This is a genomic window from Streptomyces fructofermentans (assembly GCF_014651055.1).
GTDB classification, from domain to species: Bacteria; Actinomycetota; Actinomycetes; order Streptomycetales; family Streptomycetaceae; genus Streptomyces; species Streptomyces fructofermentans.
On sequence record NZ_BMWD01000008.1, the window covers coordinates 209229 to 233363 of the forward strand.

Annotated in this window: 23 protein-coding genes and 2 pseudogenes; 11 read left to right on the top strand and 14 right to left on the bottom strand. The window is 73.5% G+C overall.

Annotated features, from left to right (window positions below; genetic code table 11):
* Window positions 1–188: 188 nt before the first annotated feature.
* Window positions 189–1235, top strand: coding sequence for a hypothetical protein (locus tag IE265_RS14140; RefSeq protein ID WP_190035865.1), 1047 nt, complete (start codon window positions 189–191; stop codon window positions 1233–1235).
* Window positions 1236–1299: 64 nt separating this feature from the next.
* Here the strand turns inward: IE265_RS14140 and IE265_RS38975 are convergent, their stop codons facing one another.
* Complete coding sequence (locus IE265_RS38975; protein WP_268255793.1) at window positions 1300–1434, bottom strand: hypothetical protein; 135 nt, start codon at window positions 1432–1434, stop codon at window positions 1300–1302.
* Window positions 1435–2277: 843 nt separating this feature from the next.
* On the opposite strand from IE265_RS38975, the gene gdhA reads away from it, so the two are divergent.
* Complete coding sequence (gene gdhA, locus IE265_RS14145; protein ID WP_190035866.1) at window positions 2278–3633, top strand: NADP-specific glutamate dehydrogenase; 1356 nt, start codon at window positions 2278–2280, stop codon at window positions 3631–3633.
* A gap of 252 nt (window positions 3634–3885) precedes the next feature.
* Window positions 3886–4476, top strand: a complete 591-nt coding sequence (locus tag IE265_RS14150; protein ID WP_190035867.1) for a TIGR04222 domain-containing membrane protein — start codon at window positions 3886–3888, stop codon at window positions 4474–4476.
* Between the two features lie 90 nt (window positions 4477–4566).
* On the opposite strand, the gene IE265_RS14155 is transcribed toward IE265_RS14150, so the two are convergent.
* The 3 genes from IE265_RS14155 to IE265_RS14165 form a co-directional block, all read right to left on the bottom strand.
* A complete protein-coding gene (locus tag IE265_RS14155) occupies window positions 4567–5175 on the bottom strand; it encodes a dihydrofolate reductase family protein (RefSeq protein WP_190035868.1) in 609 nt (202 codons plus the stop codon).
* A 157-nt stretch (window positions 5176–5332) separates the two neighbouring features.
* On the bottom strand, window positions 5333–5728 hold the full coding sequence (locus tag IE265_RS14160; RefSeq protein WP_190035869.1) for a GntR family transcriptional regulator: 396 nt from the start codon (window positions 5726–5728) through the stop codon (window positions 5333–5335).
* Complete coding sequence (locus tag IE265_RS14165) at window positions 5725–6585, bottom strand: hypothetical protein (protein ID WP_190035870.1); 861 nt, start codon at window positions 6583–6585, stop codon at window positions 5725–5727. Before IE265_RS14165 ends, IE265_RS14160 begins: the two co-directional genes overlap by 4 nt.
* 155 nt (window positions 6586–6740) lie before the next feature.
* On the opposite strand from IE265_RS14165, the gene IE265_RS14170 reads away from it, so the two are divergent.
* Entirely contained in the window at window positions 6741–7478 is a 738-nt protein-coding gene (locus IE265_RS14170) for a hypothetical protein (protein ID WP_190035871.1), read from the top strand.
* Between the two features lie 130 nt (window positions 7479–7608).
* Here the strand turns inward: IE265_RS14170 and IE265_RS14175 are convergent, their stop codons facing one another.
* Both IE265_RS14175 and IE265_RS14180 read right to left on the bottom strand, forming a co-directional pair.
* The gene (locus tag IE265_RS14175) at window positions 7609–8235 is read right to left on the bottom strand and encodes a hypothetical protein (protein ID WP_190035872.1); all 627 of its coding nucleotides are present in this window, start codon (window positions 8233–8235) and stop codon (window positions 7609–7611) included.
* A 513-nt stretch (window positions 8236–8748) separates the two neighbouring features.
* Window positions 8749–9852, bottom strand: coding sequence for a baeRF3 domain-containing protein (locus IE265_RS14180; RefSeq protein WP_190035873.1), 1104 nt, complete (start codon window positions 9850–9852; stop codon window positions 8749–8751).
* A 127-nt stretch (window positions 9853–9979) separates the two neighbouring features.
* Here IE265_RS14180 and IE265_RS14185 point away from each other — a divergent pair, with 127 nt between their 5' ends.
* Window positions 9980–11407, top strand: coding sequence for a basic amino acid/polyamine antiporter (locus tag IE265_RS14185; protein WP_190035874.1), 1428 nt, complete (start codon window positions 9980–9982; stop codon window positions 11405–11407).
* 70 nt (window positions 11408–11477) lie between these two features.
* A complete protein-coding gene (locus tag IE265_RS14190) occupies window positions 11478–12740 on the top strand; it encodes an arginine deiminase (protein WP_190035875.1) in 1263 nt (420 codons plus the stop codon).
* Between the two features lie 116 nt (window positions 12741–12856).
* On the opposite strand, the gene IE265_RS14195 is transcribed toward IE265_RS14190, so the two are convergent.
* The gene (locus IE265_RS14195; protein ID WP_190035876.1) at window positions 12857–14425 is read right to left on the bottom strand and encodes an alpha/beta hydrolase; all 1569 of its coding nucleotides are present in this window, start codon (window positions 14423–14425) and stop codon (window positions 12857–12859) included.
* Between the two features lie 502 nt (window positions 14426–14927).
* On the opposite strand from IE265_RS14195, the gene IE265_RS14200 reads away from it, so the two are divergent.
* The gene (locus IE265_RS14200; RefSeq protein WP_190035877.1) at window positions 14928–15785 is read left to right on the top strand and encodes a GNAT family N-acetyltransferase; all 858 of its coding nucleotides are present in this window, start codon (window positions 14928–14930) and stop codon (window positions 15783–15785) included.
* A 148-nt stretch (window positions 15786–15933) separates the two neighbouring features.
* Here IE265_RS14200 and IE265_RS14205 read toward each other — a convergent pair whose 3' ends face one another.
* A complete protein-coding gene (locus IE265_RS14205) occupies window positions 15934–16416 on the bottom strand; it encodes a nucleoside deaminase (protein WP_190035878.1) in 483 nt (160 codons plus the stop codon).
* Between the two features lie 149 nt (window positions 16417–16565).
* Between IE265_RS14205 and IE265_RS38345 the strand changes: the two are divergent.
* Both IE265_RS38345 and IE265_RS14210 read left to right on the top strand, forming a co-directional pair.
* A pseudogene (locus IE265_RS38345) lies at window positions 16566–16732 on the top strand (MarR family winged helix-turn-helix transcriptional regulator); the annotation flags it as partial.
* Window positions 16733–16802: 70 nt separating this feature from the next.
* The gene (locus tag IE265_RS14210; protein WP_190035879.1) at window positions 16803–17582 is read left to right on the top strand and encodes a GNAT family N-acetyltransferase; all 780 of its coding nucleotides are present in this window, start codon (window positions 16803–16805) and stop codon (window positions 17580–17582) included.
* A 150-nt stretch (window positions 17583–17732) separates the two neighbouring features.
* On the opposite strand, the gene IE265_RS14215 is transcribed toward IE265_RS14210, so the two are convergent.
* From IE265_RS14215 to IE265_RS14230, 4 genes and pseudogenes are all read right to left on the bottom strand, one after another.
* Window positions 17733–18611 carry a GNAT family N-acetyltransferase gene (locus IE265_RS14215; protein ID WP_190035880.1) on the bottom strand — a complete coding sequence of 293 codons (879 nt, stop codon included), beginning with the start codon at window positions 18609–18611 and terminating at the stop codon, window positions 17733–17735.
* A gap of 160 nt (window positions 18612–18771) precedes the next feature.
* Window positions 18772–18921 (bottom strand): annotated as a pseudogene (locus IE265_RS14220) (GlsB/YeaQ/YmgE family stress response membrane protein); the annotation flags it as partial.
* Window positions 18922–19013: 92 nt separating this feature from the next.
* Window positions 19014–19577: a GNAT family N-acetyltransferase gene (locus IE265_RS14225; protein WP_190035881.1), complete on the bottom strand. Its 564-nt coding sequence runs from the start codon at window positions 19575–19577 to the stop codon at window positions 19014–19016.
* 52 nt (window positions 19578–19629) lie between these two features.
* Window positions 19630–20877 (bottom strand): aminoglycoside phosphotransferase family protein, encoded by a 1248-nt coding sequence (locus IE265_RS14230; RefSeq protein ID WP_229916178.1) that lies wholly within the window; start codon window positions 20875–20877, stop codon window positions 19630–19632.
* Between the two features lie 182 nt (window positions 20878–21059).
* Between IE265_RS14230 and IE265_RS14235 the strand changes: the two genes are divergently transcribed.
* Window positions 21060–21854 (top strand): ArsR/SmtB family transcription factor, encoded by a 795-nt coding sequence (locus tag IE265_RS14235; RefSeq protein WP_229916179.1) that lies wholly within the window; start codon window positions 21060–21062, stop codon window positions 21852–21854.
* A gap of 149 nt (window positions 21855–22003) precedes the next feature.
* Here IE265_RS14235 and IE265_RS14240 read toward each other — a convergent pair whose 3' ends face one another.
* Window positions 22004–22444, bottom strand: a complete 441-nt coding sequence (locus IE265_RS14240; protein WP_190035883.1) for an SPW repeat protein — start codon at window positions 22442–22444, stop codon at window positions 22004–22006.
* A gap of 116 nt (window positions 22445–22560) precedes the next feature.
* Here IE265_RS14240 and IE265_RS14245 point away from each other — a divergent pair, with 116 nt between their 5' ends.
* Window positions 22561–23097: a hydrolase gene (locus tag IE265_RS14245; protein ID WP_229916180.1), complete on the top strand. Its 537-nt coding sequence runs from the start codon at window positions 22561–22563 to the stop codon at window positions 23095–23097.
* A gap of 141 nt (window positions 23098–23238) precedes the next feature.
* On the opposite strand, the gene IE265_RS14250 is transcribed toward IE265_RS14245, so the two are convergent.
* Window positions 23239–23898, bottom strand: a complete 660-nt coding sequence (locus tag IE265_RS14250) for a fasciclin domain-containing protein (protein ID WP_190035884.1) — start codon at window positions 23896–23898, stop codon at window positions 23239–23241.
* Window positions 23899–24135 lie beyond the last annotated feature (237 nt).

Genomic DNA, 24135 nt, shown 5'->3' on the forward strand with positions numbered 1-24135 from the left:
CGCGCGTGCCGATGGCCGGCCGGCGCCGACCGTACAGCTCACGGGCTCGTTCCAGCGTAGAAGGAAGCGGGTCGGCGCGCCTGTCGAGCGCCCGCTCCCGCGGGTTCGGGTGCGGCGGGCCCGCGTCACCGCGCACCGCCGGGCCGACCGCGACTGCGTTGTCAGTGGCGGCCCCTACCGTCGGTGCCATGGACTTCGTGACATCCCCTTGGGAGCCACCGGAACGCGTGGAGCACGTCCTGGGCCTCGCGGGCGCGGGCGACCTCGCCACGCTGTCGCGCGCACTGCTCTTCCCCGAGGGCTGGTGCGACGAGGGTTTTGGCGTGATGACCGTGCTGCGCGGCCTGCCGGAGGCCGACCGCAGGGTGCTGGCCCGTTCGTTCGCCGGGCACATGACCACGACCCGCGGCGGCCCCGACGCCCGGAGGCACGCGCTGGTGCTGCTGGCCGCGGTCGCGGACGGCTTCGCCGACCCCTCCTGGTGCGAGGCGTGGGACGCCCTGCTCAGGGAGAAGGCGCGCCGGTACTGGTACTCCCAGGTGGACGACGAGATGTGGACGTGCGCTTGGGCGCTGCTCGACGCGGGCAGGCCGCTGTCCGACGAGGTGATCGGTCTGCTCCGACGGTCCGCGAAGGAGTCGTGGCGGCCGGAGTGCATGGAGCCCGTGCTCGGCCGGCTTCACGGCCCCGTGCTCAACGCCGGCGAACCCTGGGCCGATTGTGTTCTCGCCGATCTCGCCGATCTCGCCGATCTCGCCGTCCTCGACGTGCCGCCCGCACCGGGCGGGCCCTGGCACGCCGTCGTCGAGCACGCTCTGCGGGCGCCGGTGGGCCGTCCCACCCGCGCCTGGGACCGCCGCGCACTGGTCCTCGCCGACCCGCTCGGCCGCGAGCGGGTCCGTGACACGGCTACACCCTGGCTGGAGGTCGCCGCGGAGGGCGGAGGCGGCACCGACGGCGCGTACGACCCGTACAACCTTCCCGCGCTCGCCGGACTCGCCTGGCTGCTCTCCCTGCTTCCGCCGGATCCCGCGACCATCCGCGCACTGGGCGCCCTGGTCGAGCGCCCACCCTCCAGAACGTCGCTGACCGGCACCGCCGTACGCGCTCTGGGCCGCCTCCCGCACCGCCTCGGCCACCCCGAGCTGGAGCGCCTCTCCGCCCGTGTCGCCCACAAGGTGACGCACCGGCAGATACGCGAGGCCCTTGAGGTGCGCGGGGCCCCGGAGGGCTGACAGGCGTTCGCGCCCGCGCGGGTGCCGGGGGATGGTGTCGGGCGCGGACACGGCCGGTCGCGCCTCACTTCTCGCTGAAGGCGCCCGCCTCCCCGGGGTCCGTCTCCGGTGCTTGGCGGTCGAACCTCAGCATCGCGAGGAAGAGGAGCGCGCCCCCGACCGGCGGCCCGGCCACGATCACGACGGAGACGCGCGCCACTCGTGATCACTGATCGCGAGATGGCGGAAGGCCAGCCGGCCGCACCCCCGGCCGGCCTTCGGCCCGGCCGGCCGCGAGGCCCACTGGCAGCGCGAGGCCCACTGTCAGGAGGAGCCGCTGAGCGGGACGCGCGCCGCGAAGGCGACCACCAGCGCCGCCAGGGTCTGCCGCTCTGCCCCGCCGCCGCCACGATCCAGAGCCGGATCCCGACCTGCCGCGCGGTCACCAGTACCTCGTCGTACGTCGCGAAGACGCCGACCGCCACGGAGCTGAACGCCAACGAGATCGCGAACACCTGGAAGGAGCCGAGCGTGCGCTGCAACTCCTGGTCGCGTACGACACGTGCGCGGACTGTACGCATTCGGGCCCACTCCGGGTCTCGCGATCGTCGGCGGCTCCGAACCGTCGCGGTCGGTGCCCGGCATCCCGGGGGCGGCCCGTTCCCTATGTCCGAAACGGCCGATCGGGTGGAGTGCGGACCGGAGGCGCGCCGTCTCGTGGAGCGGACAACTCCGTATACGAAGAACCGCCGGCGCTACGGTGTGGAGGCGATCTCTGCAGGTGGAGCGATCCACGTCACATGTTCGCAGAATCACGTAACGCGGCCGAAACTCAGGAGTAACACTGTGGGGATGGTTTTCCGCCTTCGGGCGGGGGCTCCACTGGTCTGCGCGACGGCAACGGCGCCGAACGCATCTCCGCCGGTCGTACCGTAAGCGCCGGGGTCCGGGCGTGCGCCCGTGCGGGGGTGCGACCGGCCCCCGTGCCGACGCCGCCGTGAACCACGCGGCCGGACCGACCCCGGTCGGCCGTGCCGGCAACCCCCGTCTGAAGGGACCCCAGGTGACCCGACCTGACACGAAGAGCCGTATCGCGTCCTTGCTCGCCGACATCGAGCGGCGCAACCCGGCGCAGCCCGAGTTCCACCAGGCCGCGCACGAGGTGCTCGAAAGCCTCGCTCCGGTCCTCGCGCAGCACCCGGAGTACGCGGACGCGGCCCTCGTCGAACGCCTGGTCGAGCCCGAGCGGCAGATCATCTTCCGCGTCCCGTGGCAGGACGACCACGGCAAGGTCCACGTCAACCGCGGTTTCCGCGTGGAGTTCAACAGCGCGCTCGGTCCGTACAAGGGCGGTCTGCGGTTCCATCCGTCGGTGAACCTGGGCATCGTGAAGTTCCTCGGCTTCGAGCAGATCTTCAAGAACGCCCTGACCGGCCTCGGGATCGGCGGCGGCAAGGGCGGCAGCGACTTCGACCCGCGCGGCAGGTCGGACGCCGAGGTCATGCGGTTCTGCCAGTCGTTCATGACGGAGCTGTACCGGCACATCGGCGAGCACACGGACGTGCCGGCGGGTGACATCGGCGTGGGCGGCCGGGAGATCGGCTACCTGTTCGGCCAGTACCGGCGCATCACCAACCGCTGGGAGGCCGGTGTCCTCACCGGCAAGGGCAGGCACTGGGGCGGCTCGCTGATCCGGCCGGAGGCGACCGGCTACGGCAACGTCCTGTTCGCCGCCGCCATGCTGCGCGAGCGCGGTGAGGACCTGGAGGGCCAGACCGCCGTCGTGTCCGGTTCCGGCAATGTCGCGATCTACACCGTCGAGAAGCTCGCGGCGCTCGGCGCCAACGCCGTGACCTGCTCCGACTCGGGCGGTTACGTCGTCGACGAGAAGGGCATCGACGTCGAGCTGCTCAAGCAGGTCAAGGAGGTCGAGCGCGGCCGGGTCTCCGACTACGCGGCCCGGCGCGGCGCGTCGGCGCGGTTCGTCGCGAACGGCAACGTCTGGGACGTGCCGGGCGATGTCGCGCTGCCCTCGGCGACCCAGAACGAACTGGACGCGGCCTCGGCGGCGACCCTGATCGGCAACGGGGTCAAGGCGGTCTCCGAGGGTGCCAACATGCCCACCACCCCGGACGCGGTCCACCTCTTCCAAGAGGCGGGCGTCGCCTTCGGCCCCGGCAAGGCGGCCAACGCGGGCGGTGTCGCGGTCAGCGCGCTGGAGATGAGCCAGAACCACGCCCGCACCTCGTGGTCGCGGGAGCGGGTCGAGGAGGAGCTGACCCACATCATGAACGGCATCCACGCCGACTGCCACGAGACCGCCGAGCGCTACGGCGTCGCGGGCGACTACGTCAGCGGTGCGAACATCGCGGGCTTCGAGCGCGTCGTCGGCGCGATGCTGGAGCAGGGCGTGATCTGACCGCGACCGCGATCCGCGAGGGCTCGTACGGCTTCGGCCGTACGGGCCCTTCGTCGTGCCCGGCCCAGGACGGTCCCGCGAGTCGGAGGCGGTCCGAAGGCCGTGTCGCACCAGGGGCCCCGCCGGTCGCACGGAAGGCGGACGCAGGCGGGAATGCTCAGCAGAACCTCTGAAGACGCCGGTCCTGCGGTTGCGCGCAGCCACGCGGGGCGACATTCAGGGGCAGGGGACGCATCCGGAGGGGGAGCGGGCATGGGGACTGACTTGCGCGGGACCGGGGCGGGGGAAGGCGCCGGAGCACTCGACACGTACGACGTCGCCTTCCTGGCGGGCGGGGTGCAGCGCGTGGTGGACAGCGCGATCATCGCGCTCTCGGAGCGTGGACTCCTGGTGGTGCGTGCCTCGCGGGTGCGTGCCGTGGACGGCGGGCGGGCCGGCCATCCGGTCGAACGCGCCCTGGTCGAGGCGTGCGCCGGCGCCGGCGGAAGGAGCGTCGCGGCCGCCCGGCAGCTGATGCGGCACTCGCCCGAGGTCGATGAGATCGGTCGTCGACTCGCCGCCCGGGGCCTGGTGAGGCGCCCGCGGCTCAGGCCGACCCGCGAGGGCAGGCGGCAGTTGGAGGCGGTCGTGCGGGCCGGGAGCGTGCCCGCGTACCTGCTCGACGGACCCGCAGTGCTCGGGCCGGGCCCGGTCCGACGGGGCGTCATGGACGCGGCTCCCCTTCCCAGCGGTCTCGGCCGGCTTCTGGTCCGTATGGGCAAGGCCCTGGACGACGACTCGGGTTGGGGATCGGACTCGGGCGACTCGGGAAGCGGTTGCGGCGGTGGGGGCGGCGGGGACTGAGGCCGCGCCGGTTCCCCACCCCTCGCGGGCCGTCGGCTGGGCGCGGCTCTTCGCCTGCCGCCTGCCGGCCGTGGACTTCGGGTTCCGGGGTCATGGCCCCGGGGGTGTCCCGTCGGCGCTCGGGGTGCGCGGCACCCGGAAGCGCAGATGTGTCACGTGCGGCGAGGCGAGGACTCTGGTCCGTTCCAGTTCGAGACGCTCCGGTCCCAGATGTTCGAACAGCCGGCGTCCGTCGCCCAGGAGCACCGGCGCGATCTGGAGGTTGATCTCGTCGACGAGTCCCGCGCCGATGGCCTGCTGCGCGGTGTCGGCGCCCATCAGCGCCACGTCCTTGCCGTCGGCCGCGGATTTCGCCTGCCGGAGGGCGCTCCGCAGACCGTCGGTGACGAAGGTGAAGGTCCCGCTCCTCATCGTGCGCGGGCCCAGGGCGTGGTGCGTGAGCACGAGGCACGGCACCGGGAACGGGGTGTCCCGCCAGACCCCGACACCCACGTCGAACGTCCGTCTGCCCAGCACCACGGCACCTGTCGAGTCCGAGACCTCGCGTGTCACGGCGCTGTCGACACCGTCCGCCGGTGTGTTCAGGATCCAGTCGTGCAGGCGCAGTCCGCCCCGGCCCATGGGGTGCTCGACGCTGATGTCCGGACCTGCCATGAAGCCGTCGAGCGACAGGGTGACGTGCAGAACCACCTTGCTCATGGGACGAGTACCTCTCCGCGGGGTCGTGGTGGGCGTTCAAGGGGGCAGACCGTTCGGCGGCGCCGGACTCATCGGCCTTCCGGGCGGGAATCCGCTCCGGTTCCGCTCCGGTTCCGCGCCGGTTCCGGCCGGGGCGGCCGCGCGGGACGGCGGCCGGTCAGCGCGTCGGGGAGGGGGCCGCGGAGGGTGCCGCCGCGGTGTCGCGGGCCAGGACGGCCTGCACGATGCGCAGGGCCTCGTCGGGGCCGATGCCGACACCGGCGACGATGGCGGCGTACTCGGCGGCGGCGCGGTGTGCCACTGCGCGCCCGTTCTCGCCGGCCGCGGACACGAAGGAACCTGCCGCCCGGCGGGTTTCGATCAGTCCCGCCTCCTCCAGCTCCCGGTAGGCCCGGCCGACGGTGTTGGCGGCCAGGCCCAGGTCCGCGGCGAGGCGGCGGATGGTCGGCAGCCGGGTCCCCACGGCGAGCGTACGGTCCTGGATCTGCCGGGCGAGCTGGGCGCGGATCTGCTCGAACGGCGGGACGGCGGAGGCCGGGTCGATGACGATCACAGGTCTGCCGGCCGCCCGTGCCGGGTCGTGCCGCGCCGTGCGAGCGCGGCGCCCCGCGCGGTCCGCAGGGTGATCAGTACGAGCGTGACGGCGCCGCCTGCGATGAGGGCGAACCACGCGACGTTCCACCAGACGACTGCGGTGCCGGCCATCGAGGCGGAGGGGATGTACCAGGGCATGCACCACACCATGGTGGGCGCGGTGACCTCCCGGGCGTCCTCGATCCGCAGGAGGGCGTCGGCGGTCAGCGCGGGCTCGTCGTCGGCCACGGCCGGGCTCGTGAGGACATGGCGGAGCTGGACGGCCGTGACGGCGGCCGCTGCGCACAGCCCGACGAGCAGGACGCCCGCCGCGTACCGGACGCCGGGTGCCGACGCGGCCAGGGCGCCGGCGGTCAGCGCGATCGCGCACGCGAACGTGGTGGCCGCGAGTGCGGCGCGGGCAGGTCCGAGCACGGCGCGCCAGCCGAGGTGGACGGGGTGGGCCGCCCGGCGCCGCAAGCCGGCGGCGGCCTGCCGGTCGACGTGGCGCACCCGCCGGTCCAGCAGTGCTTGGGCGGACACGAACGCCGCCACCAGCAGCGCGAGAAGCAGCAGCGGCCGGTACGGGTAGGGGCCGTTCGCCCCGGAGGCGTCTTCGAGGGGTCCGCCGACGGTGTAGACGAGGGCGAGCGCGACGATGAACACGGCCAGCAGGATCTGACTCGCCAGGCGCGTGTTCTGCCGGACGGCCAGCCGCTTCGCCAGCAGGGCGGTCGGCGGGACGTCGGGCAGGCCGTGCCCGGTCAGCCACAGCCGGGCCCGTTCGAGATCGGCCGGACGCTCCGGCTGCTCGTCCTTCGAGGTGAGGGTCGACATCATTGCCCCTTGTCGCAAGCCTTGTCTCAACAGGGTGCGTCAAGGCTTGCGACAAGTCAATGGGCGGCGGGCGGCAGGCTCCGTCCACCGTCGGACGGCCGGTTGCCGGACCTCGGGAATCGCCCCGGGCGACCGCGGTGCGGTTGAATGCCCGCGTGGTGAACTGGGCCGGGATGTACGACTGTTACGGGGACGTCGACCGCGTCCCGGACCTTCTGGCGCGGGTCGAGCGCGAGGACGACGCGGAGGTGTGGCGGGAGCTGGGCCACCGGCTCGTCCTGGAGGGCGACATGGTGTTCGCCGCCAGTTTCGTCGCGCTGCCCGCCCTGGTCCGCCTCGCGTCGCGGAGCGCATGGGCCCGGAGGCTGGCCGGGGAGATCGTGCGGTGCGCGGCGGGGGCCCACGGCTGCGACGACCTGCTGGCGGGCTGTGCCGGTGCCGTCGCCCGGTTCCGCGAGCTGCTGGACGCGCATCTGCGGTCGCGGCCCGACGCCTACCTCCCGGCCTTCTGCGATCTGCTCGCCGCCGACGGGCAGTACCACTGGAGCGCCGTGCTCGGGGACTTCTCGGACGACTTCTACGGGGTCGCCTGCCCGCAGTGCGCCGTGGCGGTGACGATCGCCATCGGCGACCACGGGCGCTACTCGGCGATCCGGGACTGGCACCTGGGTGACGTGGACCGCCGCGACCTGCGTCCGGCGGCTCCCGAGGATCTGTCCGGCACCGGTCGGTGGATGTACGGGACCGCCGTCCGCGACGGGCAGAGCGTGCTGGCCGACGGGATCGCCCACCTCTTCGGCCGGGCGGAATGCCCGCCCTGCGGCGCCGTCTTCGGTGTAGCGGACGAGTACGCGGCCGCCCACCGCTCGTCGACCGACCCCTGGGCGGCGTGACCGGACCGGGCGCCACCGCCCCCCCCCGGAAGCCCGCTGCCTTGCGCCGCCCGGAAGCCCGCCGCCCGGCACCACCCGGAAGGCCGCCCGGAATCGCGCCGTGAGCGGCAGGGCGCGGTCCGCCGGCGCGTCAGTACCGCTGTGCCTTGGCCACCTTGGCGGTCAGCGGCGGGTCGGCCGGCTTGCGGCTGATGGCGAGGGGCTGGGCGCGTTCGCCGGGCGCGAGGTCCTCGGCTCCGACGAAGCGGGTCTCCATCACCTTGCCGGAGTCGTCGAGGAAGTCGACCTGCACGGCGTACGAGGCCGCCTCGTCGGTGCTGTTGGTGATGTTCACGACGACGGCCAGCAGCCCGCTCGTCTGGGACCGGGGCTTGCCGGTCAGGGAGACGTCGGAGGTCGCGTTGCCCTTGCCGTCGACGTCCGCCAGTTGGCTCTGGGCCGCCTTGTTCGCGCGCTCCACCTCGGCCGACACGGACGCCTCGAAGGAGGACGCCGCGGCCGAGGCCGAGGACGCCGCCGCGGAGACGGCCGCGCGTCCCGATTCGCGCAGCGACTCCAGCGCGGACGGCGCGGTACCGCTGAACGAGGCCGTTTCGGGGGGCGTCGGGCGTTCGCCGGTCGACGAACCGGAGTCGCTGTCGCTGCTGCACGACGTCAGGACCGCCGCGCCGAGAGCGGCGACGCACACGGCCGCGGTGACGGCAGCCGTACGGGTCCTGCCCGGCCGGCGGGGGTCGCGGGGCTGCGTTGTGTTCATCGGGTCCTGACCTCGCTCGTCATGCGGTGGGTGACGGGTGACGCCCTCTTTCGCCGGGCGAAATGAACGCTATGCCGAAAATGCGCACGTGGCACTCCGGCGCGGCCCGCCCGGGGGCGCCCCGCCCGCCCCGGTGTCGGTCCGAGGCACGCGACCCGGCCCGCGCGCTCGTCAGGTCCACGGCGGGCACCCGGAACGCCCTCCCCGAGCGGAGCGACTGTTCCCCGGATGCCGCGCACGCGCTCGTCCCCGCCGTGCGACGGCTCGTTCCCGCCGTGCGACGGCTCGTTCCCGCCGTGCGACGGCTCGTCCCCGCCGCGCAGCCGTGAGGCCAGCCGCGGTCACCCGCCTCCCACGCCCGCACCGCCGTGGCGCCCGTCGCGAGCGCGCGTCGCCCATGCCCGCACACCCTGGCACCGCCGTGCGCACCTGTCGTGACGGCCCGCCAGATCCGGCCCGCCAGGTCCGGCGCGCCCGCGAAGCGCATCCCGCGCGAGGACGCGCGGCGCGGGTTCAGTAGCGCAGCACCCCGGCGATGCCCTGCGCCGATTCCAGCGTGCCGTCCGGTACGAAGCGGACGTCCGCGCCCGTGTCCAGGCACCGTTCGACGATCTCGTCCACGATGTCCTCGCGCGCGTCGAGGTGGCCGCCGGCGGCGGGCACGAGGTGGTCGCCGCCGTCGTCGCGCACGGTCACGCGGTAGTTCTCCTCCACGGCGAGCAGCCGGACGCGGCCGTCGTTGGCGTTCTGCCACACCTCGTCCACGCCCGCCGCGAAGTCCTTGCGGCCCCGGGCCGCGTCGAGTTCGCGCGTCACGCCGTCGACGGCCCGCAGGTCCGCGGACTCGACCAGCGGACGAACCGCCTGCCATACGGTGTCGGCGCCCGCGTGCGCGAGTCCGCCGTACGGGACGTGGACGGCGTCCTTGGTGACGGTGCCGAGCTCCGCCAGGCAGGCCAGCGCGTTCTGCACCCCCGTGACGTACACCGGCCGCGGGTCGGCGGCCAGTACCTGGGCGAGGGCGGTGTCGCCCTCCCGCAGGAAGTGGCGCGTCTGCTCGTCGCGGAAGGTGCTGGGCAGGTCGCCGATCCGCTCCTGCCGTTCGGCGTCCGGGTCCACCAGGCTCCGCTCCAGCGGGAAGCCCGCCTTCGAGGACTCGCTCACGTGCCCGGGGACACCGGCGCCGCTCCACAGCGAGATCCGGTCCGCGGAGACCGCGAGCACCCAGAAGGGGCGCTCCGCCGCCTGCGCCGCCACCAGGTTGCGGGTGAGGAACGTGTCCGACAGGACGACCCGTTCCGGTACGGTCCGGGCGAGCGACCACACCTGGTGCTCGCCGGGGGCGGCGAAGATCGCGAGGCCGTCCTCCGCGTGCGCCAGGTCCACCTCCGCGAGCGCGAGCTCCAGTTGGGCGACGACGTCCGCCTTCCGCTCCCGGGTGACGGCGGGATCGGCCTCGATCTGCCTGCGCGCCTCCGACACCACGTTGCGCAGCCGGACCGGGTCCTGTGCGTTGTCGGGCTCGCGGCGGTGGGTCGGGGTCAGGACCGACACGGCCGGGTAGGGCCGGGGCCGACGGAGTTCAGTGAGGGTGTGCGGGCTCAGTGCATGCTCCATACCAGCACGATAGGACCGAAACGGGGCGCGGGCATTCGGGGGAACCCGTCCCGGCAAAAGGGGCATTTCGCTGTTACCGTCGCGGACAGTCGCGTCGTACACCTCCCTGCCGTGCCCAAGGACGTACATGACCCAGGCCGACACCGCAGCAGGCTCCCCGGCTCCCGCCGCCAAGCTGACCCTGCCCACTCTGACCACGATGGTCGTCGGCTCGATGGTCGGGGCCGGGGTCTTCTCGCTTCCCCAGCGCTTCGGCCAGGAGACGGGTGTCGCCGGAGCGCTCATCGCGTGGACGGTCGCGGGCACGGGCATGCTGATGCTCGCCTTCGTGTTCCAGCGGCTCGCCCTGCGCAGACCCGACCTCGACGCAGGTGTCTACGCGTACGCCAAGGCGGGCTTCGGCGAGTACCTCGGCTTCTTCTCCGCGTTCGGCTACTGGGCCAGCGCCTGCGTCGGCAACGTGACGTACTGGGTGCTCATCATGTCCACCATCGGGGCCGTCGCCCCGGCGCTCGGCGACGGCGACACCGTGCTCGCGGTGGTGCTCTCGTCGGTGGGCCTGTGGGCGTTCTTCCTGCTCATCAGCCGGGGCGTGAAGGAGGCCGCGGCCATCAACCGGATCGTCACGGTCGCCAAGGTCGTGCCCATCCTCGTCTTCGTCCTGATCGCCCTGTTCTGCCTCAAGCCCCAGGTGTTCGCCGACAACTTCGCCGGCGCCGACTACGCCGGTTCGCTGTTCGAGCAGGTCAAGGGCACCATGCTGGCCACGGTCTTCGTGTTCCTCGGTGTCGAGGGCGCGAGCGTCTACTCCCGGCACGCCAAGCGCCGCGAGGACGTCGGCCGGGCGACCGTCCTCGGCTTCCTGAGCGTCTTCGCCGTCTTCGCCTCGGTCACCATCGTGTCGTACGGCATCCTGCCGATGGGCGAGATCGCCGAGCTGAGGCAGCCGTCGATGGCCGGGGTGCTGGAGGCCGCCGTCGGCAACTGGGGCCAGGTGTTCGTCAGCGTCGGACTGATCGTCTCCGTCCTCGGCGCGTACCTCGCCTGGACCCTGATGGCGGCCGAGGTCCTCTTCGTCGCGGCCAAGGACGACGACATGCCGCGCTTCCTGCGGCGCGCCACCAAGGCCGACGTGCCCGTACCGGCCCTGGTCATGACCACCGTGCTGACCCAGATCGTGCTGGTCGTCACCCTGTTCTCGGACGACGCGTTCAACTTCGCGCTCGACCTGACCAGCGCCCTCACCCTCATCCCGTTCCTGCTCGCCGCCGCCTTCGCGGTGAAGGTCGCGCGCTCCGGCGGCGCCGGCCGCGCCGACCTGCCGATCGCGCTCGTGGCGACGCTCTACACCGCGTTCCTCCTCTACGCGGCGGGCCCGAGGTTCCTCCTCGTCTCGTTCATCATCTACGCGCCCGCCAGCGTCCTGTTCGTGATGGCGCGTCGCGAGCAGGGCAGACGGCTGTTCTCACCCGCCGAACTCGTCATCCTCGCCGTCTCGGTCGTCGGGGCCGTGCTCGGCGTGGTCGCGCTCGCCGTCGGCTGGATCAGCCTGTGAGCGCCCGCACCGGACCCGCTCGGGGCCGTACCGCCGATTCCCGTACCGCCGATTCCTGGAAGGGCAGACCGTGACCAGCCAAGACACCACGCCCGGGCCCGCGTACGGCGTCCACTCCGAGGTCGGCAGACTGCGCAAGGTGCTGGTCTGCGCCCCCGGGCTCGCCCACCGCAGGCTCACGCCCACCAACTCGGACGACCTGCTCTTCGACGACGTCATGTGGGTGGAGAACGCCCAGCGCGACCACGCCGACTTCGTCGGCGAGCTGCGTGGGCGCGGCGTCGACGTCGTCGAACTGCACGACCTGCTCACCGAGACCGTGGCCCGGCCCGAGGCGAGGGACTGGCTCCTCGACCGCAAGATCACGGCGAACGAGGTCGGCCTCGGGCTGATGGACGACACCCGGGCGTTCCTGGAGTCCCTGGCACCCCGCGGGCTGGCCGAGCACCTGATCGGCGGCCTGGCCACCACGGACCTGCCCGACGAGTTCCGCGAAGGGTACGTGGCGCTGGCCCGCGAATCGACCGGCGCGCGCGAGTACCTGATGCCGCCGCTGCCGAACACCCTCTACACGCGGGACACCACCTGCTGGCTCTACGGAGGGCTCACGCTCAATCCGCTCTACTGGCCCGCCCGGCACGACGAGACGCTCCTGATGAAGGCGATCTACACCTTCCACCCGGACTACGCGGGTTCCACCGTGTGGTGGGGGGACCCCGAGAAGGACTGGGGGCAGGCCACGTTCGAGGGCGGCGACATCATGCCCGTGGGAAACGGGGTCGTTCTCATGGGCATGAGCGAGCGCACCTCCCGGCAGGCGATCACCCAGGTCGCCGCCGCGCTCTTCGAGAACGGGGCGGCCGAGCACGTCATCGTCGCGGGGATGCCCAGACTGCGGTCGGCGATGCACCTGGACACCGTCTTCACCTTCGCGGACCGGGACCTGGTGACCCTGTATCCGACGATCATGGACCGGGTCCACACCTTCTCCCTGCGGCCGGCGGACAGGGCTCCCGGCCTCGAACTCACCGACGAGGGGTCCCGCCCGTTCGTGGACGTGGTGGCGCAGGCCCTCGGGCTCGGCGCGCTGCGGGTCGTGGAGACGGGCGGGGACGTCTACGCCTCCGAACGGCAGCAGTGGGACAGCGGCAACAACGCCGTCGCGCTGGAGCCCGGCGTGGTCTTCACCTACGACCGCAACACCCAGACCAACGCGCTGCTGCGGAAGGCGGGTGTGGAGGTCATCACGATCGTCGGCGCCGAACTCGGGCGCGGACGCGGCGGGGGCCACTGCATGACGTGCCCGATCGTGCGGGACCCGGTCGACTTCTGACGGCTCCCGGGCGTGCGGCCCACGGCGGGTCCCGCGGGCCCCGGACCCGGGGGTCCGCCGCCCGCGGGACCCCCGGGTCCGGGGTGCCCGCCCGCGCGTCCGTCCCGTCGGGCCGGTCACTCCTCCGTACCGCAGGAACTCCCGTCGTGCGGCAGGGTTCCGTAGAGCAGGAAGTCGTCGACCTTCCGGTGCACGCACTTCGAGGACGCGTACCCGGTGTGGCCCTCGCCCTTGTTGTCGAGAACCACCGCCGAGGAGCCGAGCCGCTCGGCGGTCTCCGTCGTCCAGCGGTACGGGGTCGCGGGGTCGCCGCGCGTACCGACGAGCAGCATCTTCGAGGTGTCGACGTCGCGCACCTCGTCCCGGATGTACGTGGTGCCCTTGGGCCGGCCGTAGCACATCAGCACCTGGGTGAGCCGGTACTCGCCGAACACCGGCGACGCCTTGCGGTAGGCCTTGCGCAGACCCGCGAGGTTCTCGGTGATCTGCTTCGCGCTGGGCCGGTCCGGGTCGTCCGCGCAGTTCACCGCGATCAGCGCGGCCGGCAGGTTGTCGGACGGGACGTCGCCCTCGTCGACCAGGTCGCCCTCGTCGTCCCCGGCGCGCGGGCCCACGCCGGGCAGAGAGAAGCCGCCGGAGGAGAACCGCATGACGCCCGCGGTGTCGCCGTCCTGGACCAGCGAGGAGAGCGCCTGCGACAGCGTCGGCCACAACTCCTTGCTGTAGAGGGCCTGACCCATGGCGCCGACCAGGTCCTGGCCGGAGAAGCGCTCGCCGAAGTCGGTGGGCACCGGGTCCTCGTCGAGCGCCCTCACCAGCCGGACCACGTCCTCGCGCGCCGTGCGCGCGTCCTGGCCGAAGGCGCAGTTGATGTCGTCGGTGCACCAGGTGAGGAAGCTGTCCAGGGCCGTCTGCTGGCCCCGCGCACCGGCGATGCCCTGCTCGCTGAGCGGTTCGGTGAGGGTGTCCACACCGTCGAGGACGAACCGGCCCGTCCGATCGGGGAACTGGGAGGCGTACACCGCGCCCAGCCGCGTCCCGTAGGAGAAGCCGAGGTAGTTGAGCTTCTTGTCGCCCAGCGCGTCTCGCATCACGTCCAGGTCGCGCGAGGCGTTCACCGTGCCTATGTGGGGCAGCACGGGTCCGGAGGCCGCCGCGCACTCGGCGGCGGCCTCACGCAGCAGCTCCAGTTCGTCCGCCGGGTCGTCGTCCTTGCCGTCGGCGTCGGGGTCCATCGCCTCCATGACCTCGTACGTGCCTTCGCCGCAGCTCACCGGTGAACTCCGGCCCACGCCCCGCGGATCGAAGGTCACCACGTCGTAGCCGTCGGTCAGGCCCATGAACTCCTTGCTGCCGGAAGCGAGTTCACCGACCCCCGGCCCGCCGGGACCGCCGAAGTTGAGGAGCACCGAGCCCCTCGAGTCGCCCGTCGCCCGGATTCTGGCCATGGCCAGGTCGAGCGTCCCGCCGTCCGGCTTCGCGTAGTCGATCGGGACGGTCACCCTGCCGCACTGCATTCCCGCGGGCAGGTTCTCGCCGTCGCAGGCGGACCAGCGGATCCTCTGGTCGTAGAAGCGGGACAGGTCGGGGCCGTCGGCGGCGTACGCCATCGACGGGAGCCCGGCTCCCATCAGGGCCAGTGTCACGGCGCCGGTGAAAGCCCGGCGATGATGCGTGGACAGCATGACGGCCTCCCGGAGCGCCCCGGCCCGAGGCCGGGGATTCCCCCCGGATCACGATAAGGGGGCACCCCGGAGCACGCCTCCCGGCGAGCGGCCCGGCGCCGGATGCCCTATTCTCCGCGCCCCGGCGGAAGTCGGGCCGCTCGGCGGCCGAGCGTGCCCGGGGCTGCTCGGTGAGGGTGCGGGCCGCCGGTCCGGCCGCGGGGCGACGCCTCGGGAGACCCGGCCCACGCCCTCGGGATCGGAGAACCCTCGGGTGCCGTGCCGTGCCGTGCCGTGCCGTGCCGTGCCGTGCCGATGGTGCTGTGCCGGCGGTGTCGGCCCACGGCGTCAGGACGGCCGGCCCACGGTCCGGCACACGCGCGCGAGCCCCTCCCGAGGGGCGCGCGACGGGCCCGCTCCGACGCACCCCCTCGCCTCCGTTCCCCCGCGCGGATCGTCGGGAAGGATGCCGGGGTGCGGCCGACCACCGCACGCAGTCCCTCCCGGCGGATGGAGCGCACCGATGACCGCAGCGGGCCCCGACGGCCTCGTCGTCACCCGGGCATCACTCGACGAGTGGCCCGTGATCAGGGGATGGGCGGCCGACGAGGGGTGGGATCCGGGGGACTCGGACGGCGGCTGCTTCTTCGCCCAGGACCCCGAGGGCTTCTTCCTCGGAAGGGTCGACGGCGAGCCCGTCTCGGCGATCTCCGTCGTCAACCACGGTGCCGAGTACGCCTTCCTGGGGTGCTACCTGGTTCGCCCCGACGTGCGTGGCCGCGGCTACGGGATCACCACGTGGACGACGGCACTCGCCCACGCGGGCGGCCGGACCGTCGGGCTCGACGGAGTGGTCGCGCAGCAGCCGAACTACCGCCGCTCCGGGTTCGGGCTCGCCCACAAGACCTTCCGCCACCGGGGGACACCCTCCGGCGCGGGCGCCCCCGGCACCGGAGTGCGGCCCGCCGTCGCGGCCGACCTCGCGGCGATCACCTCGTACGACGGCCGCTGCCACCCCGCCGACCGGCCGACGTTCGTCCGGCGGTGGCTCGGCGCGCCCGGGCACCGGGCCTTCGTCCGCGACCGGGGCGGGCGGATCACCGGCTACGGCGTGGTCCGGCCCGCGCTCGGCCGGCTGCGGATCGGCCCGCTGTTCGCCGACACGCCGGAGGACGCCGAGGCGCTGTTCGCCGCGCTGGCCTCCACGGCCGACGGCCGGGAGGTGGCGATCGACGTGCCGGAGACCAACACGGCGGGTGCCGCGCTCGCCGAGGCGCACGGACTCCTCCCGTCGTTCGAGACGGCCAGGATGTACACGGGTCCGGTCCGGCCGTACGCGACGGAGCGCGTCTACGGAGTGACCACGCTCGAACTCGGCTGAGGCCCGCCGCGCAACGCGCTCCCGCCACCGCCGTCGCCTTCGGGGACCGCCACCGCCGCAACCTCCGGTCACCGCCACAACCTCCGGTCACCGCCGCAACCTCCGGTCAGCGCCACCGCCCTCGGCGACACGCCTCGGGATCGCCGGTTCAGGCTTCGGCGCGGTGGAAGCGCCGGTGCAGTGAGCGCACCTCGTCGGACAGGCCGGGCACCGGGCCCTCCACGACCACGTCGGGTGCCACCTCGTTGATCGGCAGCGCCCGCACCGGCCCCACGGGTACGCCCAACTCGGCGAGCCAGGTGCCCAGTTGGTCGGAGGAGGCCACGTACACGATTCGGCCGAGGCCGACCCAGCCATGCGCTGCCGCGCACATCGGGCAGTGCTCGCCCGAGGTGTAGACGGTCGCCGAGGCCCGCTCCCCGGGAGCCAGGTGCGCCGCCGCCCAGCGGGCCAGTTCGAACTCGGGGTGACGCGTGCGGTCGCCCGAGGCCACCCGGTTGTGGTCCTCGGCCAGCACGGTTCCGTCCCCGCCCACCAGCACGGAACCGAACGGCTCGTCCCCGGCCTCCAGCGCCTCCGCCGCCAGCTCCACACAGCGGCGCAGATGCTTCAACTCGGCCTCGTTCACCATGGTGTCGCCCGTCCTTCCGTCGTGGAGGTCCTGCGCCGGGACCCCGCCCGTGCCGGGACCGGGTGCCGTCCTGTCCGCCCGGCAGTGTTCCCGTCCGGCCCGGCGACCGCACGCCACCCTCATGATTTGACTCCGAACGACTCAGTGGCGCCTTCGTGGCCGCGCCGCTCAGCGACGAGGAGTGCCGTACCACCGCGGACGCGCTGCGCCGGATCGTCGTCCCGGTCGAGTCCCTCGGCGGAGGGAGCGCCGCCTCCGACTCCTCGACGGCGCCGAGCCCGCCCCGCGCCGCAGCGGCCGCCGTCCCAAGGCCTGATTCCGGGCCGGGTGCCTGCGCGCCCCGAAACTCCGTTGCCCGTGCGCGCCGCGGATGCTGGAGTGGCCGCATGGATCACTCAGCGGTACTGGCTCTGTTCGACCGGGACATGCGCGAGGGGGCGTCGCCCTACAGTCCCGACGCCGTGGTGGAACGGGTCGGCGGGGTGGTGCGGCACGTCGATTCCGAGCAGGGCTGGAACGGGGTCCTCTGGTCGGACCTCACGGACGAGGACGCGGACGAGGCCATCGCCGCCCAGGTCCGCCATTTCACCGCTCTCGGCCGCGAGTTCGAATGGAAGCTGTACGGGCACGACCGGCCGCACGACCTCGGGCGCAGGCTCCGCGCGGCCGGGTTCACGCCCGAGCCCGAGGAGACACTGATGATCGCCGAGGTCGGCGGAGCGGAACTCGACGCGGAACCGCCGCCCGGCGTCGAACTGCGGCTCGTCACCGACCGCGCCGGCGTCGACCTCGTCGTCGACGTCCACGAACAGGCCTTCGGCACCGACGGCTCCCGGCTCAGGCACCAGCTCCTGGCCCAGCTCTCCGGCGATCCCGACACCGTCGTGGCCGTGGTGGCCGTCGCCGGTGACGTGCCGGTCAGTTCGGCCCGTATGGAGTTCACGCCCGGGACGCGGTTCGCCGGCCTCTGGGGCGGCGGCACCGTCGAGGCCTGGCGCGGGCGCGGAATCTACCGTGCCCTGGTGGCGTACCGGGCCAGGGTCGCGGCCGACCGGGGCTACCGGTACCTGCAGGTCGACGCCTCGGACCAGAGCAGGCCGATCCTCCAGCGCCTCGGTTTCGCGCCGCTCACGACGACCACGCCGTACGTGTACGGGGCGTCCTAGGCCGCCCGGGCGGAACGGGCCCGGAGCGCGGGGGCCGTCCGCCCGGAGCCCGTGGGCTCCGGAGTCCGCCCGCCCCGGAGCCCGTACGCACGGAGTGCTCCTGCCCTCGGGCCAGTGTCGCGGCCCCGGCCCGAGGCGCCTCCGGCCCGGTCACAGGTCGAGCTGGTACTCGACCGCCTTGTGGGTGGGCAGGTACCCGAGCGTGTCGTTCACGGCCCGCATGTGCGTGTTGCTGTCGGCCGTGTCGGTGAGCAGCCCGCCGAGTGCGGGGTGGCGTTCGCGGGCCCGCCGGACGGACCGTGCCTTCATCCACAGGCCGAGACCGTGACCGCGGTGCTCCGGCAGCACCCCGGTGCCGTAGTGCTGGGCGTCGCCCCGGCCGTCACCCGGGACGACCAGCTCGGAGAAGCCGACGATCGTCCCGTCCGCGGTCGACACCGCGACGGTGTGCAGCAGCTCCCCCCGCTCGGCGACGGCCGCCGCGGCGGCGACCACCCGGTCCACGTCCCAGACGACCGTGCCGTAGTCGGTGCCGTCCATCGGCATGTCGTCCATCGCCCGCCGCGACGCGGCGAATCCCGCGGCCAGCCGGTCCGGCACCGTGCCGTCCCACTCGACGAGGCGGTAGTCGCCGTGCGGCCTCGCGACGATCCCGTCGATCCGTTCGAGATCCGCCTCGTCGAGGGAGAGCCGCGCGTACGTCAGCGCCAGCACCCGGCGGAAGCCCCGGGCGGCGAGGAAGAGGTCGGCGGGGGAGCCGTCCTCGGCCTGGGCGAGCACGGACCGGCGTCCCTGTGCCCGCGCCGCGGCCGCCGCCGCCTCCAGCAGTCGGGTGCCGACGCCCTGCCTGCGCTCGGAGAGGTGCACGGCGAGTTCGAGTTCCGCGAGGTGCTCCTGCCCCGTCCTGGTGAACAGCCGCAGGAACGCCGACCCGAGGGGCACCCCCTCGTCGTCGGACGCGAGCCAGGCCAGCCGGCGGCTCGACGCGCCGGGCTCGGGGTCGGTCAGGGCGGTGATGCGCTGGGGCAAGGGGGCTCCGTCACGGTCCGGGTTCGAGGTGAATCGCGCAGAAGCTAACCGCCCGTGCCGACCGGCGCAACGGGATTTCGCCGGTCCGGGCACGGGCTCCACGACACAGGGGTGCGTGGAGCCCGCGTTCCACGACGGCGCCGAACCCCAGGGGTCGGCGCCGGCCCGGCCTCGACCCGTCAAGGGCCGCGACGCCGAGGGCCGCGAGCCCGATCCGGATCAGCCACTCGACCCGGTCCACGCCGTCGGTGTCCGCCACGTCGAAGGCGTTGGCGGGCGCCGATCCGATGAGAGCGGCCACGATGCCGACCGCCCGCACCGGCCCCACGGGCGGTGCCGATCGCCCTCCGGCAGGCGGCCCGGGGCCGGACGCGACCGCGCGCCGTCCGGCTGGTTAGCCGGTCAGCCGGCCGCGCCGCCCGTCAGGGCCCAGGTCCGCAGCGCTGTCTCCCGGCCCCGGGAGGCGCGCAGCACGGGCTCGTCGTCGGTGAAGGTGAACCCGGTGGCCCGGGCGACGGCCGCGCTGGCGGCGTTGGCCTCCTCGATGCACAGGACCACGCGCCGGGCCCCCGTGTACCGCACGGCGTACGCGGCCAGCAGCCGGACCGCGCGGGACGCCAGACCGAGCCCCCGGTGGGCTGCGCCGACCCCGTAGGCGATCTCGACATCGCGCTCGTCGGCGCCGCTGCGGAACAGCAGCACCTCGCCCCGGGGCACCACCCCGTCCGTGGTGATGGCCAGTTGGACCTTGCGGCCCTGCGCCCGGGCGTCCAGCGCCTCGGCCAGGTAGACCTGGGCCGCCGTCGTGTCGAACGGTGAGGCCACGGGCGTCCAGCGGGCGATCTCCGGGTCGTCGTACAGCTCGATCAGGGCGGGGATGTCGTCCTCGGACCATTCGCGCAGGTGAACTCCTTCTCCTTCGAGCCGCAGGTGCGGAGGCGGGGCGAGTGTCAGAGAGCTGTCCATGGGGTGATCGTGCCCTGCGCGGGGCGGGAGGCCAAGAGCGCGCAGGGGCCGCTCACCGCACGACGGTGCGCCCCAGCCGTGCGAGCTCCGGGTCCGGGGCGGACGCGCGGCGCACGGCCTCGCGGACCTCTGTCACGGGATCGTCCTGGTGGTAGGCCCTCTCGGACGGTTCGATACCGTCCAGGAACTCCTGGTAGCGCACCGCGTACACGAGGGGCGCGAGGGGCTCGGCGACGGCCAGGGCGCGGCCCGGATCGCTCTCAGGGACGTGCGCCAGCCAGGCGGCCGTCCACGCCCGTGCCGCGTCCGCGCGTACGTTCTCGGGGAGGAACGCGTGCAGGCGCAGCCCGTCCAGCACCGGGTTGCCCCAGTGTGCGTCGGCGAAGTCGACCACCACCGGAGGGCCGCCGTCGCTGCGCCAGTTGCCGGGGTGGAAGTCGCCGTGCACGATCGTGTCCGGCAGTCCGCAGGCGTCCAGCGACTCCCAGCGGTCCACCAACTCCCGTGCCGTGTCGAGTTCGTGGGCGGTGAGTTGCGCGCCGACGGGCCCGGCGAGCAGGGCGCGGACCCTTCCCGTGATGTCCGGCGTGCGGCGGTCCGGAAGGCCGGCAGGCGGTGCGCCCGGGTGCCCTCCGGATGGGGCCGCGAGCGCCGCCTGGGCGGCCACGAACCTGCGTACCCCCGAGGCGGCGGTTCCGGCCGACGCCTGCCAGCAGTCCTCGCCGGGAATGTGCTCCATCAGCAGCCGCCGCTCGGCGGAGCCGAGCACCCGCGGCACCAGCCCCGGGTCGATCCGGGCGAAGGCGGCGATCACGGCCGGCTCGTCCGCCGCGAAGTGCGGGGTGGCCTTGAGCCAGACCGGCCCCTCGCCGGTGGGCAGTTGCAGGAGCCCGGCCAGGTTCCAGGTGCGGCGCTGCCTCGCCGGGCCGGTCACCGGGCGGCCCGCGCCGGCCAGGGTGTCGGTCGCCCAGCCGATCAGCGCGCGCAGGCCCTCGACCCGCGCCCAGGGTGCCCGCAGCGGCTCGTCCCCGGCGGGCAGGCCGGGTTCCGCGGGCAGTTGGAGGAGCATCGGCGGCCGTTCCAGCGCTTCGACGTGGTAGGTCACATGCCCGTCGCGCGCGCCCTCGCCGTCCTCCACGGACAGCAGGCGCACCACCCACACCGGGACTGCGAGTGCCTGCTGGAGCCGCTGTGCGACGGGCTCCACCTCGGACCACCACGGCACGTCGACGGCGAAGGGCCCCACCGCCCCGAGGAAGTCGTCACCCGATGTCACCCACGCGCTGAAAGTTCGGCTCACCGCGACAGTGTGGGCGCGACGCACCGCCTCCGGCCAGCGAATATCGGGCCGCGCCCCGGCCGAGGGGGCCGGTCCCCGCCGGGGAGGGAGGGGGCGAGTGCGCCCGGGGCGGGGGAGGCGGGCGCGGGCCGCGTGGAGGGGCCGCGATTGACATGCAGGCAATTGCCTGCCTAACTTTGGGTGTGCGATCGGACGACGAAGCAGGGACGGACCGTGTCTTCAAGGCGCTGGCCGACGGGACACGCCGCCGGCTGCTCGACCGGCTCCACGAGCGGAACGGGCAGACGCTGGGCGAGCTGTGCGCGCAGGTCGACATGGCCCGGCAGTCCGTGACCCAGCACCTGGCCGTCCTGGAGGCCGCCAATCTGGTCGGCACCGTGCGGCGGGGCCGGGAGAAGCTGCACTACCTCAACCCCGTACCGCTCCACGAGATGCAGGAGCGGTGGGTCGACAAGTTCGAGCGCCCGCGCCTGCGCGCGCTGAGCGCACTCAAGCGACGAGCCGAGGAAGACATGAGCGACAGGCCGACATTCGTGTACGTCACCTACATCGCGAGTACGCCCGAGAAGGTCTGGGACGCGTTGACGGACGCGGATCTGACCGCCCGGTACTGGGGGCACAGCAACGTGTCGCAGGACTGGCGCCCGGGGTCCCGGTGGGAGCACCGCCGCACGGACGGTTCGGGCGTCGCCGACGTGGTCGGCACCGTCGTGGAGAGCGAGCGCCCCACCCGGCTGGTGACGACCTGGGCTGAGCCCGGCGAGGAGGCGCGGGAGGGCAGGCGCTCCCGGGTCACCTTCGACATCCTTCCGCACGGCGGCATCGTCCGGCTGACGGTGACCCACGAGGACCTCGCCGACGAGGCGGCCGCCGCCGAGGTGGGCACGGGCTGGCCGGCCGTGCTGGCCAACCTGAAGTCCCTTCTGGAGACCGGCAGTCCGCTTCCGCAGGAGCCCTGGCTGGTGCCCGGCGACTGACCCGGCCCGGGCGGACGCAGGGGGAGGCGAAGGGGCCCTGCGGGTCCCTTCGCCATGGAGCCGGCCCCGCGCCCCGAGGGTGCGGCACCGCTGCGCGGGCCCGGATCACCCGACCGCCGGCCGGGCCGTCCGGGGCGACGGTTCGGCCGTCAGGTCTTCGACGTGCTCTTGGCGGATGCGGTCGCGCACAGGAACCCCAGCACCACGGCCAGGGCGCCGATGATGATGCTGTTGAGCACGACGCCCGCGTCGGGGCTGCTGCCGACGATCCACGGCGAAATGATCATCCACGTTCCCATGGCGCACATGGCCCAGCTCAGGCCGTACATCCGGGCCGGTGTGGTGGTGAACCCCAGGGCCAGCACGCCGATCGCGATTCCCATGATGAGGTTGTGCGTCACGAGCGCGGGCTGACTCGTCGTGTAGTGGAGGATCCACGGCGACGCGGCGCAGTACAGACCGAGCAGGAACACCGGTCCGTCCACGAGCGCCACGTCGCGCCCGTCGAGCATGCGGGCGTACCGATCCCGCATCTCCGGCACATCGGGGTGGCTGGCGATGTCGCCGCTGGTGTGAGAGACGTTGGCCATGACTCGACTCCTTTGTCTCCGCGGCCCTGACCGCTCTGGTGCGGTTGCGGTAAATGCCGCGTAAGTACATTCTGCCCTTATTTCTTTCTTATGTGTAGTGGTGGGAGTGATGTCGGGTGGACAGCGGACGGTCCCCGGGCGACCATGCGCGCGGTGCGGCCCGGCAGGGGGCGTACGCAGGCGGGGCGGAGGCGGAGGCGGGTGCGGGCGTGCGGGAGCCGGGCGGGGGCGCGGACCGGGTGACGGAGCGGCTGCCCGCGGAGTTCTGGGCGACGCCGTACGTCGGGCGGCGGTATCCCGGGTCCCGGTCGGTCGCCGAGCGGCCGGGGCTCGCCGAGGGCGCCAACTGCCAGCTCTTCGCCTACGCGGTGCTCGCGCACTTCGGGCTCCATGTCCCGGCCTGGCGGTCGAGCGACCTGTGGGCCGACACGGAGCGCAGCGTGCGGGTGCGGACGCCGGAACCGCTGGACCTCGCGCTGTTCAACCGTGCGGACGACGCCTGGGGTGCCCATGTCGGCGTCGTGGCGGGGGAGGGCCTGGTCCTGCACCTGTGCGCGGAGGTCGGGCGCCCCGCCGTGTGGCCGCCCGGCGCGTTCGCCGCGCGGGAGCGGTACCGGACCCTGCTCGGCCACAAGCGGCTGCGCGCCTCCTGAGCGGCCCGCCCGCGCCGCGTCCCACCTGCTCGACGAGGGCCCGCGAGAGCGGACGAGGCTTACGGGGGCCCACGATGTCGTGCGGACGTACGGAGGCGCCCGTGCCGCCGGTCCGGGCGGTACGGGCGCCTGCGTGGCGGGTCAGCTCTTGGGCATCAGGACGGTGTCGACGATGTGGACGGTGGCGTTGGCGGTCTTGACGTTGCCGCAGACCACCTTGGCGGAGTCGTTGACGGTGTACGTCTCGCCGGAGCCGGCGGTGGTGAGTTCGGACTTCTCCAGGGTGGTGAAGGTGCCGTTCTCCAGGTCCTCGGGCGTCAGCTTCTCCCCGACCACGTGGTAGGTGAGGATCTTGGTCAGGGCGGCCTTGTCGGCGAGGACCTTGTCCAGGTCGGCCTTGGGGATCTTGGCGAAGGCGTCGTTGGTGGGGGCGAACACCGTGATGTTCTCGGCGTTGTTGAGGGTGTCGACCAGGCCGGCCTTCTTCACGGCGGCCACCAGGGTCGACAGCTCCGGGTTGTTGGAGGCGGCGGTGGCGACCGGGTCGTCGGCCATGCCGTCGAACGATCCGGCGCCGTCCTCGGGCACCGCGGCGCAGGCCGGGCCGAACGGCTCGTCCGTGTCCGTCATGCCCTTGCTCTGCGAGGCCGATGTTCCCGCGGCCGGTGTGGCCTCGGCGGCCTTGCTGTCCTTGTCGCCGTCCGAACAGGCCGCCAGCGAGAGCGGCAGCAGTGCCGCGGCGGCGAGTGCGAGGGCGGTGCGACGGACACGCGGCGTGCTCTGGGTGCGGGGGGTGCTCATGGGAATCTCCTCGGTCGGCTTCTCTGTCATGGGCTCGTGATGTGAAGGCGAAGGCGCCCGTGGCGGGAACCGGCGGACCGCCGGGTCCCGGGCGCGGCGGGAACGGTCAGGGCGCGAGGGCCGGCGCCGTGTCCGAGCGGACCGGCCGGTGCAGGTCCGGGAGGTGAGTGGCGGCCCCGGCCTTCCCCGAGGTGTCCGGGCGCCGACCCAGGGCGCCCGCCCCGGCCGGAACCGCCA

Bases quoted from the DNA above. Each gene is read 5' to 3' on its own strand.
- IE265_RS14185 (WP_190035874.1), top strand. From the start codon at position 9,980: ATGACCCAGGCCGACACCGCAGCAGGCTCCCCGGCTCCCGCCGCCAAG.
- IE265_RS14195 (WP_190035876.1), bottom strand. From the start codon at position 14,425: ATGCTGTCCACGCATCATCGCCGGGCTTTCACCGGCGCCGTGACACTG.
- IE265_RS14140 (WP_190035865.1), top strand. From the start codon at position 189: ATGGACTTCGTGACATCCCCTTGGGAGCCACCGGAACGCGTGGAGCAC.
- IE265_RS14205 (WP_190035878.1), bottom strand. From the start codon at position 16,416: ATGGTGAACGAGGCCGAGTTGAAGCATCTGCGCCGCTGTGTGGAGCTG.
- IE265_RS14175 (WP_190035872.1), bottom strand. From the start codon at position 8,235: ATGAACACAACGCAGCCCCGCGACCCCCGCCGGCCGGGCAGGACCCGT.
- IE265_RS14225 (WP_190035881.1), bottom strand. From the start codon at position 19,577: ATGGACAGCTCTCTGACACTCGCCCCGCCTCCGCACCTGCGGCTCGAA.
- IE265_RS14250 (WP_190035884.1), bottom strand. From the start codon at position 23,898: ATGAGCACCCCCCGCACCCAGAGCACGCCGCGTGTCCGTCGCACCGCC.
- IE265_RS14150 (WP_190035867.1), top strand. From the start codon at position 3,886: ATGGGGACTGACTTGCGCGGGACCGGGGCGGGGGAAGGCGCCGGAGCA.
- IE265_RS14165 (WP_190035870.1), bottom strand. From the start codon at position 6,585: ATGTCGACCCTCACCTCGAAGGACGAGCAGCCGGAGCGTCCGGCCGAT.
- IE265_RS14155 (WP_190035868.1), bottom strand. From the start codon at position 5,175: ATGAGCAAGGTGGTTCTGCACGTCACCCTGTCGCTCGACGGCTTCATG.
- IE265_RS14200 (WP_190035877.1), top strand. From the start codon at position 14,928: ATGACCGCAGCGGGCCCCGACGGCCTCGTCGTCACCCGGGCATCACTC.
- IE265_RS14240 (WP_190035883.1), bottom strand. From the start codon at position 22,444: ATGGCCAACGTCTCTCACACCAGCGGCGACATCGCCAGCCACCCCGAT.
- IE265_RS14210 (WP_190035879.1), top strand. From the start codon at position 16,803: ATGGATCACTCAGCGGTACTGGCTCTGTTCGACCGGGACATGCGCGAG.
- IE265_RS14180 (WP_190035873.1), bottom strand. From the start codon at position 9,852: ATGGAGCATGCACTGAGCCCGCACACCCTCACTGAACTCCGTCGGCCC.